Source organism: Variovorax raffinosi (assembly GCF_051216615.1).
In the GTDB taxonomy this organism is placed as follows: Bacteria; Pseudomonadota; Gammaproteobacteria; order Burkholderiales; family Burkholderiaceae_C; genus Variovorax.
Genome location: NZ_JBPJZR010000015.1, coordinates 33,023 through 45,271, shown reverse-complemented (window position 1 = coordinate 45,271; position 12,249 = coordinate 33,023). Strand labels below are relative to the sequence as shown.

Annotated in this window: 12 protein-coding genes; 5 read left to right on the top strand and 7 right to left on the bottom strand. The window is 64.9% G+C overall.

Annotated elements, in window-relative coordinates; translation table 11 throughout:
• Positions 1-4: 4 nt before the first annotated feature.
• Positions 5-607, top strand: coding sequence for an RNA polymerase sigma factor (locus ACSFB7_RS31975; RefSeq protein ID WP_435476365.1), 603 nt, complete (start codon positions 5-7; stop codon positions 605-607).
• Here the strand turns inward: ACSFB7_RS31975 and ACSFB7_RS31970 are convergent.
• From ACSFB7_RS31970 to ACSFB7_RS31960, 3 genes are read right to left on the bottom strand one after another with little or no spacing between them, the layout of a single operon-like run.
• Complete coding sequence (locus ACSFB7_RS31970; RefSeq protein WP_435476364.1) at positions 604-1,479, bottom strand: PhzF family phenazine biosynthesis protein; 876 nt, start codon at positions 1,477-1,479, stop codon at positions 604-606. The genes ACSFB7_RS31975 and ACSFB7_RS31970 overlap by 4 nt on opposite strands.
• Before the next feature lie 47 nt (positions 1,480-1,526).
• The gene (locus tag ACSFB7_RS31965) at positions 1,527-2,243 is read right to left on the bottom strand and encodes a transporter substrate-binding domain-containing protein (protein WP_435476363.1); all 717 of its coding nucleotides are present in this window, start codon (positions 2,241-2,243) and stop codon (positions 1,527-1,529) included.
• A gap of 42 nt (positions 2,244-2,285) precedes the next feature.
• On the bottom strand, positions 2,286-3,587 hold the full coding sequence (locus tag ACSFB7_RS31960) for a pyridoxal phosphate-dependent aminotransferase (protein WP_435476362.1): 1,302 nt from the start codon (positions 3,585-3,587) through the stop codon (positions 2,286-2,288).
• Here ACSFB7_RS31960 and ACSFB7_RS31955 point away from each other — a divergent pair.
• Entirely contained in the window at positions 3,586-5,022 is a 1,437-nt protein-coding gene (locus tag ACSFB7_RS31955) for an aminotransferase-like domain-containing protein (protein ID WP_435476361.1), read from the top strand. The two genes, ACSFB7_RS31960 and ACSFB7_RS31955, sit on opposite strands and share 2 nt — an antisense overlap.
• Before the next feature lie 40 nt (positions 5,023-5,062).
• On the opposite strand, the gene ACSFB7_RS31950 is transcribed toward ACSFB7_RS31955, so the two are convergent.
• The 4 genes from ACSFB7_RS31950 to ACSFB7_RS31935 form a co-directional block, all read right to left on the bottom strand.
• On the bottom strand, positions 5,063-6,253 hold the full coding sequence (locus tag ACSFB7_RS31950) for an NAD(P)/FAD-dependent oxidoreductase (protein WP_435476360.1): 1,191 nt from the start codon (positions 6,251-6,253) through the stop codon (positions 5,063-5,065).
• 46 nt (positions 6,254-6,299) lie between these two features.
• Positions 6,300-7,502 carry an NAD(P)/FAD-dependent oxidoreductase gene (locus tag ACSFB7_RS31945; RefSeq protein ID WP_435476455.1) on the bottom strand — a complete coding sequence of 401 codons (1,203 nt, stop codon included), beginning with the start codon at positions 7,500-7,502 and terminating at the stop codon, positions 6,300-6,302.
• 26 nt (positions 7,503-7,528) lie between these two features.
• Entirely contained in the window at positions 7,529-8,371 is an 843-nt protein-coding gene (locus tag ACSFB7_RS31940; RefSeq protein ID WP_435476359.1) for a transporter substrate-binding domain-containing protein, read from the bottom strand.
• A gap of 121 nt (positions 8,372-8,492) precedes the next feature.
• Positions 8,493-9,422 (bottom strand): LysR substrate-binding domain-containing protein, encoded by a 930-nt coding sequence (locus tag ACSFB7_RS31935; protein WP_435476358.1) that lies wholly within the window; start codon positions 9,420-9,422, stop codon positions 8,493-8,495.
• Between the two features lie 110 nt (positions 9,423-9,532).
• Between ACSFB7_RS31935 and metC the strand changes: the two genes are divergently transcribed.
• Genes metC through ACSFB7_RS31920 form a run of 3 tightly spaced genes read left to right on the top strand, consistent with a single transcriptional unit; the run spans position 9,533 to position 12,133 of the window.
• Positions 9,533-10,699: a cystathionine beta-lyase gene (gene metC, locus ACSFB7_RS31930; RefSeq protein WP_435476357.1), complete on the top strand. Its 1,167-nt coding sequence runs from the start codon at positions 9,533-9,535 to the stop codon at positions 10,697-10,699.
• A gap of 16 nt (positions 10,700-10,715) precedes the next feature.
• Complete coding sequence (locus ACSFB7_RS31925) at positions 10,716-11,366, top strand: amino acid ABC transporter permease (RefSeq protein WP_435476356.1); 651 nt, start codon at positions 10,716-10,718, stop codon at positions 11,364-11,366.
• Positions 11,363-12,133, top strand: coding sequence for an amino acid ABC transporter ATP-binding protein (locus ACSFB7_RS31920; protein WP_435476355.1), 771 nt, complete (start codon positions 11,363-11,365; stop codon positions 12,131-12,133). Before ACSFB7_RS31925 ends, ACSFB7_RS31920 begins: the two co-directional genes overlap by 4 nt.
• Positions 12,134-12,249 lie beyond the last annotated feature (116 nt).

Below are 12,249 nucleotides of genomic sequence, written 5' to 3'. Positions count from 1 at the left end.
CGGCATGCTTTCCCTGTCGCTTGGTTCACTGGGTTCGCTCGGCCAGGCGCATCACGGCTTCGCGTTGCAGGATTTTCTTGTCGCGAACTACGAGCGCCTGCGCCAACGCCTGTTGCACCGTGTGGGCTGCGCGCACCTGGCCAGCGACTGTCTGCATGACACCTGGCTGCGCCTGGGCGAGACAGTCGTGTGCGAGCCGGTGCAGAGCCCCGAGCGCTACATCCTGCGCGTGGCATGCAACGTGGCCGTCGACTACCTGCGCACCGATCGGCCGTGGCAGTACAGCGGCGACGCCGAGGCCATTCTCGAACAACTCGTCGACCACTCGCCCGGTCCGGAGACGATTGCGCAAGCCCGCTCGGAATTGCATGCGGTCGATCGCGCGATGGAGCGCATGCCGCGGCGCCACCGTGCCGTGCTCATTTCCTTGCGCATCGACGAGATGACGCGCGACGAGGTTGCGACCCGCTATGGCCTGTCACTGCGAGGCGTGGATACCGCGCTGCGCCAGGCCCTGGACCATTGTGCGAAGAGCGCGGGCCAGCAGGTGTTCGCAGGAATCAGCGCGCCGCGTCGTCAGCTTCGGGCAGCGAGGTCTGCTGTCTAGCCCAGCATCGAGCCATCGACGCACGTGACGCAGGAACCCCCGATGAGAACACCGCCCTTCGAATCGACATTCACCGCGATGCGGCCATTGCGGCCCACGCAGCGCCCCTGGGTGGCGATGTAGTCCTTGCCGCTGGAAGGCAACAGGCCCCGCTCCCACAGGAACGCGGCCACGCTGCCATTGCCGCTCCCGCAGACGGGGTCTTCATTCACGCCGGAAGAGGGCGCGAAGGTGCGCACTTCGATTGCGGCATCTCCGGATGGGTGAGGGCCGAACACCGTGAGGCCCGTGACGCCCAGGCGCCGCTCCAGTTCCGCCAGCTTCGCGAGGTCCGGCTGCAGGCCGATCACCGCGTTCGCATCTTCAAGCTGCGCGATGATCCAGACCGGGCCCACGGTCACGATGCCCGGCTCGACCTTCAGCTTCAGTTGGCGTCCGACAGCGGCTTCCAGGTCGTTCAGGTCCGCATCCCGCAAAGCGTCGATCCGCGCTGGCGGCAGCTCGAAGCTCAGGCGACGCTCTTCACCAATGCCTGAGACGGTCAACGCGACCAGACCCATGCCGCACTCCTGAACCAGCCGACCGTTGTCACGAGGTGTCGCGCGCCCGGCTTCGAGGATGGCGTGAGCGCTGCCAAGCGTTGGATGGCCCGCGAACGGCAGTTCATTGCGGGGCGTGAATATCCGCAGCCGATAGTCCGCATCCCGCGACGACGGTGGAAGCACGAAGGTCGTCTCGGAGAGGTTGGTCCACCCGGCAATGGCTTGCATCTCCTGCGTGTCGAGCCCCTCGGCGTCGAGGATCACCGCGACGGGGTTGCCCATGAAAGGCCTGGAGGTGAACACATCCACCACTTTGTAGGATCTTTTCATTTCTTCCTTTCGACGTTCTTGATGTTCAAGGCCGGGCCCGATCCTGGCTAGTTTGCGATCACAGCATCGATCTCGCTGGCCTCGATGCCGTACTTCGACATTCGGGTGCGATGGTCGGCCGTCCCGAGGTACGCACGAAGCTGCTTGTTCACCGCTTGCACCAGATCGCGGTTTTCCTTGTGGAAGGAAAAGCCCCCCGTGGGGACGCGCCCATCGGGGCTCTTCTCATGCGCAACGGCCTCAAGCGCCTTGTTGGCAACGGCGAGCGCGCGGTTGCCCACGGCCGTGGCGGCATAGGCGTCGACCTTGCCGGACAAGAGCGCAGCCACCGCCGAAGGCTGATCGTTGAACAGCACGATCTGGCTGTCGGCCGCTCCAGAGGACTTTGCAGCATCGATCTGTACGGTGCCGCCGACGATGCCCAGCCGCGCATCGCCGCGCGCAGCGACTGCCTTGTAGCCTGTCAGCGCCTTGGGATTGCCCCGGGCCACGAGGAACCCATCTCCGAGCGCCCAGACCGGCTCGCTGAACGTGACCAGCCTGGCCCGCTCGGGTGTCACGAAGATCGGCACATTCATGTCCCAGCGTCGTTCCTGAACACCGGGCAGCAGTTCTTCGAACGAGGTCAGGTGGTGCTCGATGCTCGACACGCCAATGGCACGAAGCACCACATCGGCGAGTTCAAGGTCCGCGCCGGTTGGAACGCCATCCGGGCCCGTCCAGTAGAAGGGCGGCTCTTCGATGTAGGCGATGCGTACTCTCATGCGTTGACTCCACTTGAACAAGGAAAAGGCCGCACGGTCTTGTCAGCGGGAGGCCGCATCCAGGCTCGACGAAAGTGCAGCCAACGCAGGCTTCAGTCTTGCCGCCGGCAGATACCCGAAGCCAAGCCGGAACACCCGATCGGCTTCACCAAACCACTTGCCCGATGCAAGCTGCAGGTCGTGCGCCGGCAGCAACGCCCAGAAGCGCGAGACTGCCGCGTCGTCGAACACATCGGCGCGCAACCGCAGGCAGCACAGTGCGCCGGCATCGGGCTTGATCCATTCGATGCGGCCGCGTTCAGCCCGGCACCAGTCCGACAGCGCGTGCAGGGCATTCGCAAGCAGGTGCCGCCGGGATTCGAGCACCCGCTCCCTGTTGCGCAGCAGCGCCGCGGCCAGCGTTTCATCCAGCACCGAGCCGGAGATCACGGTATTCATCTTCGCCACCGTGAGCCTCGCGCGCAGGTCCGCATCGGCCACCGTGAGCCATCCGGTTCGCAGCCCCGGTGCGCCCAGTGCCTTCGAGACGGACGCACCGGTGACGATGCGTGGGTCGAGGCTCGCAAAGCTCTCGACCATCTGCTCGTCTCCATAGGAGGCCTCGCGATAGGTCTCGTCGACAAAGAGCAGCGCGCCGGGCGACAGCCTGCCCATCAGTTCGAGGAGTTGCTCGACATCGGCACGCGACGTCCGGACACCGCTGGGGTTTTGCGGCGAAGCGATGCTCACGAGCTTCGTCTTCGGGGTCAGGCGTGCTTCGATCTGCGCCAGGTCCAGCCGGTAGCCGTTCTCGAATGAGAGCTTGACTTCCCGCACGGTCGCGCCGGCCCCGATGAGGCCGTCGCGGCTCGGCGGAAAGCAAGGCGTTGCCAGGACGGCTTCGTCGCCCGCGCGGCAGACCTCGAAAGCAAGAAGGAAGAGGCCGAGCGCCGTGCCCTGTGTCGTGAGGACGTATTCCGCCGGGACCTTGCAGGCCTTCGCGATCTCTTGCCGCAGCGCGAGCGAACCGGCAGACGTGCCATAGCCCAGCTTCAGGTCGCGGATGTTCTCCAGGCCCGGAAAGTCCAGAAGCTCGCCGAGGGTCAGGTCTTGCGAGGTGCTTTCCGCAAGATTGAACGGCCGGTTCACATCGAGAAGCGAAATGATCTCGTTGTAGGGAAATCTTCCGCGCCACTGCGGGGCGTCCGGACTGTCTTGAATGGCTTTCATCACGCTGCTTTCTACCTGTTGCCGGTGATCGTAGCGAGCAGGCGCAAACTGCAACAGCCACAGTTTTTCGATATTTCGACCATCACAGTTTGCTTGTCGAACGGCGCCCGCGTGGCCGAGAATGAGCGCCATCATGGAAGCGCACGCACCCTATCGATACGAACAACTGGCCGACCTCATCGTCGGCATGATCGACAAGGGCGCGTTGTCCCCGGGCATGCGCGTCCCGTCCGTGCGCACCGTCAGCGAGCAGCATCGGATCAGCATTGCGACGGTGCTGCAGGCCTACCGCCTGCTCGAAGACCGAGGGGTCCTCACGGCCCGGCCGCAGTCGGGCTTCTATGTATCGAGTGCGCACCAGAAGACGTTCGCGCTGCCTTCCACTTCCCGTGCGCGCACGAGAGCGTCGACCGTGTCGATCAGCGGTGCCGTCGCCGCGTTGCTCGAACACGCGTCGAACACCTCGCTGGTGCCGTTGGGGTGTGCGGTGCCCGATGCGGGTGTGCTGCAGTCCAAGCGGCTCGATCTCACGCTGGCACGCGTGGCGCGTCAACATGGCGCGCGCCACAACGTCTACAGCCCGCCGCGCGGCGAGGCAACCCTGCGCCGCGAGATCGCCAGGCGGTCGATGCGAATGGGCCATGCCCTGTCGCCCGACGACATCCTTATCACCAGCGGTTGCACGGAAGCGCTGACGCTTGCGCTGGGCGCGGTGGCCAAGCCCGGCGACACGATCGCCGTCGAGTCGCCCACCTACTTCGGCCTGCTGCACACGCTGGAGGTTCTGGGGCTGAAGGCGCTGGAACTCGCCACCGACCCGGTTCGCGGCATCGACGTGACTGCGCTGGCGCGCGTGCTCGACAAGGAGCCGGTGGCGGCTTGCGTGCTCTCGTCCAGCTTCAGCAACCCGCTGGGGTCGGTGATGGCCGAGGTCGATAAACGCGCGCTCCTCGCGCTGCTTGCGGGGCACGCCATACCGCTGATCGAAGACGACGTGTACGGCGATGTCCACTTCGGCCGCGAGCGCCCCAAACCCTTCATGGCGCTGGACCGGGGAAAGAACAAGATCATCTACTGCGCCTCCTTCTCGAAGAGCCTTGCGCCCGGATACCGGGTCGGCTGGATCGCCCCCGGTGTGTACGCACAGTGCGTGATGGAGCGAAAGCTGGCCTTCAGCCTGAGCAGCCCGGTCCTGCCGCAACTCGCGATTGCGCAGTTCCTTGAAGGCAACGCCTATGACGTGCATCTGCGCCGCGTTCGGCGGGCTTTAGAAGAAAACCTGACGCGGATGGTCAAGGCCATCGAAGCCAGCTTTCCTGCCGAGACGAAGGTGAGCCGGCCCACCGGCGGCTTCATGCTCTGGCTCGAACTCCCCAAGCATTTCGACTCGCGCACGCTGTTCGAGGAAGCGCTCGAACATGGCATCTGCTTTGCGCCCGGGGACGTGTTCTCGGCAAGCCGCCGCTATGGCAACTGCTTGCGCCTGAGTGCCGGACACACATGGGACGAGCGCATCGAAGCCGGCGTGCGTCGCCTGGGGCGACTGGCGCGTGCGCAACTGGCGCGATAGGCCACGACCCGCGCAACCCGAGACGGCCGTCCGATAGCTGCTACTGCGCAGCGGGGTAGTGCAGCGTGGCGATGGGCGCGAAGTCGCTCACCGACTTGTTGAGCAGGCGCTCGGGTTGGTAGTCCTCCAACAAGTCATCGCGCTTTTCCTGCACGAGTTCCTGGGCCACCAGTCGTCCCAGCACAGGCCCCAGCGTCATGCCGCTGTGGGTCGCGACCACGTAGGCGCGTTGTCGCGGCGTGATGAATCCCACGGCTGGCAATCCGTCCGCGGGCCGCGAGCGCTGGCCCACCGACAGGTTGTCGAGCCGTGCATGCGCGGTGTTGTGAAAGGTGCGCCGAAGCCGCGCCAGCATTTCCTGCCCGATGAGCCCGTCCACCGAAGCCTGATACGCAGGGTCCGCCCGATCGTCGAGGTCAGGCGTCTGCAGCAGCAGCCTGCCGCCGCCATCCGGGCGAACATTCATCTCCGGCGTGATGAGGTTGGCGCGCAAGCGAACGTACAGCGCAGCGGTCAGCCCGAGGAATCCGCATGCCCGCTTGTTGGGCTGGTTCGCGTCGATCATTGCCAGCGTCACGCCGAGGCTGGCGGCCAGCGCCGGTGTCCATCGGCCGGTCGCAAGGACCACGTAGTCGCCGCGCCACGAGTTCCCATCGGAGAGTTGAAGCGTCACGCCCTCGGGCCGCTCGTCGATGTCCAGCACGTCGACGCCCTCCTGCAGGGTGGCCCCGTGCTGGCGGGCTTCCGACCACAGGCGCGCAAGAAGCATGGACGGGCAGAGCACCGCCTCCGAGGGGAAGTGCCAGATGTCTCCGCTGCGCGGATGAATGCGCAACTCGGGAATCCGGCCCTGCAATGCGGCGCGGGCAATGCGCGCCGCAGGATAGTCGCGCGCCTGCAGCCCGAGTGCCCGCGCGCCAAGCCGCTCCTGCTGCAGCGGGTCGGTGGCCCATTCGTAGGTGCCGCACACATCCAGCCAGCGGGCTTCGGCCTCTTCCGATTCCTGAAGGGCCAGGTGCTCGCGCATGCCCGCGCAGTTGAGCGCGTGGTAGCTGTCGGGATTCTTGCCGTTCGAGTTGATCCACGCGAAGGTCTTGCTGCTGGTGCCCGCACCCATGTGCGTGCGCTCGAAGATCGACACCCGCGCGTTCAGCAGCGAGAGCGATCTGGCGACCGACAGGCCGATGACACCGGCCCCGATGACCGCGATGCGAAGGGGTGCCTGGGTCATGGCGAAGAAAGGAAGTCGATGGCGAACGACAACACAGCCGTGCAATTCATACGAACCTGTCGGGGCGGTATTTCCCAAGAATATCGATGCTGGCTCTTCCCACGATCTCTTGCGCCGCGTACTTTCCGATGATGGGTGCCAGCGTGATACCGCTGTGCGTCGCGACGACGTACATGCCTTCGACGCCGGGCACGTTCCCGATCATCGGCAGGCCATCCATCGGCATCGGCCGGAAACCGACCGTCACGCTCTTGATCTCCGCGTCGCGCACCCCCGGCCAATACTTCGCGACCTTCAGCTTCAGGCTTTGCGCGTGCATGTTCGCCAGCTCCGCCGTCGGATGACTCTTGAGTATTCCCGCGTAGACAGGCTCATGAGTCGCCGTCTTCGGCGGGCCGCCTACATAGATGGCCACGGCCTCGCCGTTGGGCATCTGCTTGAACTCCAGTGCGCTGGAAAAGTCGTAGACCATCTTCGTCACCGGCGCTATCGGCTTCGTGTGAATCTTCACGCCAGGAGCCGTCTGCATCTTGATGTCCAGGCCGACCCTGGCCAGCATGCCGGGCGTGTCTACGCCGCAGGCTGAGACCACGTAGTCCAGCGCATAGGCGCCCTGGGTGGTCTTGACGCCCTTCACGCGAGAGCCTTCCATGACAAGGGCCTCGACGGAACACGGGTAGACCAGCTTCACCCCTCTCTTCTTTGCATAGGCGAGGATCTTGTTCGTCACCGCGACGGGGTCGATGTGCCCATCGTGGGGAAGGTAGAAGCCGGCTCTTGTGTCGCCTGGCGCGAGGTACGGGCAGAGTGCGGCGATCTCGCTTTCCGTCAGGTGCTTCGGCTGCGCCCCGGTGTCCTGAAGTGCGCTCTCGCGCTTGTTCAGGTCCTTCGCCTTTTCTTCGCTGTCCGTCCAGCTCACCGATCCACCCCAGATCACGCCCAGCCCCAGCTTCGCATCCAGGCGCTTCCATTCCTGCATGCTCTGCAGCCGTAGGTCCCGGTAGTGCGTGTTGACCGTGCTGGGGTTGATCCAGGCCAGAGAGGCCTTCGTCGCCCCCGAGGCCGGTTCCTGCTTCTCGAACACCACGACATCCGCGCCCGCTTCCGCCAAGGAGGCGGCAATCGACGCACCGATGATGCCGGCGCCGATCACACCGATGCGGGGCCTGGCGTTGGCCGCGAAGCCAAGGATCGGCATGGCACCGGCCCCGATGCCCACCGCGTGGATGAAGTCTCTTCTCTTGATCATTTCAGTCACCTGTTCCCAAGGCCGCCTTATTGCTTTTCCGCCTTGGCGACTTCCACCGACATCTGGTAGCTCACGCCGAGCAGGCGATTGGACAGCCGGTCGATCGTGCCGTCGGCGTGCATGTCTTTCACCGCCTTGCTTACGGCCTCGCGCAGTGCGGGCTGGTTCTTCGCCATGGCCGCGGCCGACAACTGATAGGTGAGGATGGAGCCGACTTCCTTGATCGGCAGCTTGTTCACCGTGGCGTACTTCATGCCGCCGAAGTGGGAGCTGATGACGGCGTCGATGCGGCCGATGGCCAGGTCGTTGAAGACCAGGCCGCCGTTGTCGTAGGTGACGATCTCAGAGCCCAGAAGATTCGCGCGCGACCACGACTCGTTGCTCGTGCCCGCGGTCACGCCGACGCGCTTGCCTTTCAGGTCCGGACGATCCTTGATGTCGCCGTTGGCGGCGCGCACGAAGACGCGAAAGTCTTCCAGCCCATAGGCCACGCTGAAGTCGACCTGCTTTTCGCGCTCCGCCGTCGGCGTGAGGTCGTTCATCACCAGTTCGTACTTGCCGGCCTTGAGCCCTTCGACGAAGTTCTTGAACTGGTCGGCCACGAAATCGACCTTGGCGACGCCGATGCGCCTGGCCACTTCCCTGGCCACTTCGACGTCGTAGCCGGCGGGCTGGTTCTTGTCGTCCAGCATGCTCCACGGCGGGCTCGCCTGCGTGTTGGCGATGCGGATCACGCCGGCGGAGCGCGCACGGGCCAGCGTATCGCCCGGCTGTGCCCAGGCTGCTGCAGGCGCGGCGAGGACCGCGCCCAGTGCGCATGCGGCAACGAGACCGCGAATGAAGAACTGGCGAAGAGGTGCTCGATTCATGAACGCTGTCCTGACGATGGAAGTGGGTGAATGCGCCGATCTTGTCGGCGTCACCGTATTGCCACAATCAGCCGTTCGTAGTTGCTCGATAAGCACAGCTTATGCAGCAACCCGCGTGCCGTCAGCGTCTGGGCAGCTTCTGTCCGAGCGCTTCGCGCACACGCTTCATGTCGGCATCCAGCTGGATGCGCATGACGCGCAGCAACTCCTTGGCGTTGTCCGACAGTGGCGTTCCCGGGCGGAAGACCAGCAGCGACGTGGAGGGAATGTCGAAGGTGGTCGGCTTCAGCAGCAGGCCGCGCGCCACGTAGTCGAGCGCCATCACCGGATGGGCCATGCCCATGCCGACGCCCTGCAGCGCGAATTCGCAGACCGAATTCGAATACGGGGTTTCGATCAGCGGCCGCAAGGTCCTGCCTTCGGCGGCAAGGGCCTGTTCGAGCGCGCGCCGCCCCACGTCCTCCGGATTGAGCGCGATGAAGGGATGGGCCGCCAGGTCGTCGGCATCGAGCACCTTCTTGCGCGCCAGCGGATGCTGCGCGTTCATCACGATGACGCCCGAGACGGTGGAGAACTGCGAATGCTCCAGGCTCGCGACAGACAGCTCCTCGGCCATCAGGCCGAAGTCGAGCTGGCCGGCGGACACCTGCTGGTAGACCTCGCGCGAACTCATCACCTGGAACGACAACTGGATCTGCCGCTTGTGCAGCCCGAACGCGGCAATCGCGCGCGGCATGAAGCCGGTGCCCAGCGCCGGCAGCGACCCGATGGCCAGGCGCCCCAGGCCGAAGGACTTGAGGCTGCGAATGCGGTGCTCGATCATTTCGAGGCCGGTGAAGTAGCGGTCGACCTCGACCATCAATGCGAGAGCTTCCTGCGTCGGCACCAGCCGGCCGCGCACCCGCTCGAACAGGCGCAGCTCGCAGGCGATCTCGAACTTGCGCAAGGACTGGCTCACGGCGGGCTGCGACACCCCCAGCAGGTTGGCTGCCCGGCTCGTCGTGCCTGCGCGCATCACCGCACGGAAAACCTCGATGTCACGCTTTTCCATCCATAACCTCTGCTTATTGAGCGAGTCTTCCAGACTGTTGAGCTGATAGGCGGGAAGGCGAATACTTCGCCGCATCCAACAGCCATGCCTAACCTGGACGAATAGCTTAAATGCAATCAATAGACCCAACTAATGTTCAGTTCGAGAGCCTGTCGCCGCCCGTGATGCGCGGATCGACGGTGGTGTTCAACACCTTCGACGATTTCGTCAACCGCAAGGGCCGCCAGCCCGACGGCTTCAGCTACGGCATCACCGGCACGCCGACGGCGCGCGGACTGGAGCGCAGGATTGCCGACCTCGAAGGCGGCAAGCACTGCGTGGTGACGCCCTCGGGCCAGTCGGCGCTGATGACCACCGTGATGGGCTTCGTGCGGGGCGGCGATCACCTGCTGGTGTCGGCCGCCTGCTACGGGGCGCTGAAGACCTTCGCGCAGAAATGGCTGGCCGGCATGAACGTCGATGTCGAGTTCTATGCGCCCGCCATCGGCGCGGAAATCGATGCGCTGATCCGGCCCAACACGCGAATGATCTGCATGGAGTCGCCCGGCACGGTCACCATGGAAATGCAGGACACGCCCGCCATCGCGGCCGTGGCCAGGCGGCGCGGCGTGCTCACCATGATGGACAACACCTGGGCCAGCCCGCTGGGGTTTCGCCCGCTGGCGCACGGCGTGGACTTCAGCATCGAGGCGGCGACCAAGTTCATGGGCGGGCACTCCGACCTGCTCATGGGCAGCATCAGCATGAACGACTACGCCCACTACGAGGTGCTGCGCGAGACGCAGAGCATCCTCGGCCAGCAGGTGAGCCCCGACGACTGCTTTCTTGTGCTGCGTGGCCTGGAGACGATGAAGCTGCGTCTGGCGGCGCAGAGCGCGTCGACATTGCGCATCGCACAGTGGCTCGAAGCGCAGCCTGCCGTCGAGCGGCTTCTGTATCCGCCTCTTGAATCGGACCCCGGGCATGCCCTGTGGAAGCGGGACTTTCGCACCAACGGCTGCCTGTTCTCCCTGATCCTCAAGCCCGCGCCCGAAGGCGCGTTCAACGGTTTCTTCGATGCGCTCCGGCACTTCGTCATCGGCGCGAGCTGGGGCGGCGTGCACAGCCTGGCGGCGTACTACCCCGCGCCGCTGCAGGCCGATCGCGTGTTTCCGGTCACCGACCAGCCGGTGGTGCGCCTGTCGATCGGGCTCGAAGACACGGACGCGCTGATCGCCGACCTGCGGGCAGCGCTCGCCGGCTACAGCGCACACCGCACAGAAGCGCCCGCGCGTTGAACCCGGGGAACCCACGATGATGGATCTGTTTCTCAGGGCGCAGCCCCTGCTCGAGAAGGCCGTGCTGGTCACGCTCGGCCTCGGCTTCGGGGCCTTCTTTCTTGGGTGCGTGCTGGGGCTCCTGATTGCCCTGGCGCGCATCTCGCCGTTCCGTCCGTTGCGCTGGTTCGCGTTTTCGTACGTGTCGGTATTTCGCGGCACGCCGCTGCTGATCCAGATCCTGCTGATCTACTTCGGACTGCCGAGCTACGGCATCGTGATTCCGCCGGTTCCCTCGGCCTTGCTTGCCCTGACCCTGTTTGCCGCCGCCTACCTGAGCGAGAACTTCCGCTCCGGGATCATGGCGGTCGACAAGGGCCAGTGGGAGGCCGCATGGGCGATGGGCATGGGCTACTGGAAGACGCTGCTGCGCATCGTGCTGCCGCAGGCCTTTCGCATCGCATTGCCGACGCTGGGCAGCCGGCTCATCGGTTTGATGAAAGACACCTCGCTGGCTTCGACAGTCACCGTCGTGGAACTCACACGCGTGGGGGAACAGATGGGCGCGACCACCTTCCGGTACATGGAGATGTTCCTGATCGTCGGCGCCATCTACTGGTTCATCAACCAGATCCTCACCATCCTGCAGACCTGGCTCGAAAACCACCTCTCGAAGCGCTACGCATGAACGACGCCTCCAACCCTCCTGTGCAGGTTCGCGGCCTTGCGAAGAGCTTCTGCGCGAACCAGGTCCTCAAGCAGATCGACTTCACGGTCGCGCGCGGCGAAGTCGTGGTGCTCATGGGGCCCTCGGGCTCCGGCAAGACGACGCTGATCCGTTCGCTGAATTTCCTGGAGATGCCCGATCGCGGCAGCATCCGCATGTGCGGCATCGAGATCACCGATGCCGGCCCCAAGCCTTCGGGCGAAGCGCGCCGCAAGATACGCGAGATCAGGAAGAAGACGGCGATGGTGTTCCAGTCGTTCAATCTCTTCGCGCACATGACGGCGCTCGACAACGTGATCGAAGGCATGGTCTCGGTGCAGGGCATCCGAAAGTCGGAAGCCCGGCCGCGCGGGCGCGAGTTGCTGGCCCAGGTCGGGCTGCTCGACAAGGCGAACGAATATCCCGGGCGCCTGTCGGGTGGGCAGAAGCAGCGCGTGGCCATTGCCCGCGCGCTGGCCATGAGCCCCGAGGTGATTCTTTTCGACGAGCCGACATCCGCCCTCGACCCCGAGCTTCGCGGCGAGGTGCTGAAGGTGATGCGCGATCTGGCCGACAAGGGAATGACGATGCTCGTGGTGACCCACGAGACCAAGTTTGCGAAGGACGTCGCCGACCGGATCATCTTCATGGAAGGCGGCGTGATCGTGGAGGACGCGACACCCGATCACTTCTTCGGTGCCGCTGCGAGCCAGCGTTCCAGGGACTTCCTGGGGCTGATATTGGATTAGCTGGATCAGCCGGGCCTGCTGCTTGAGCAAGCTGGCGATTGAAGAGTGACAGCGGTTGGCATCGAGGCGGATCCCTGAGCGGTTTTTTTCTCCCTGGCCTCTACCAGCGCCGAACC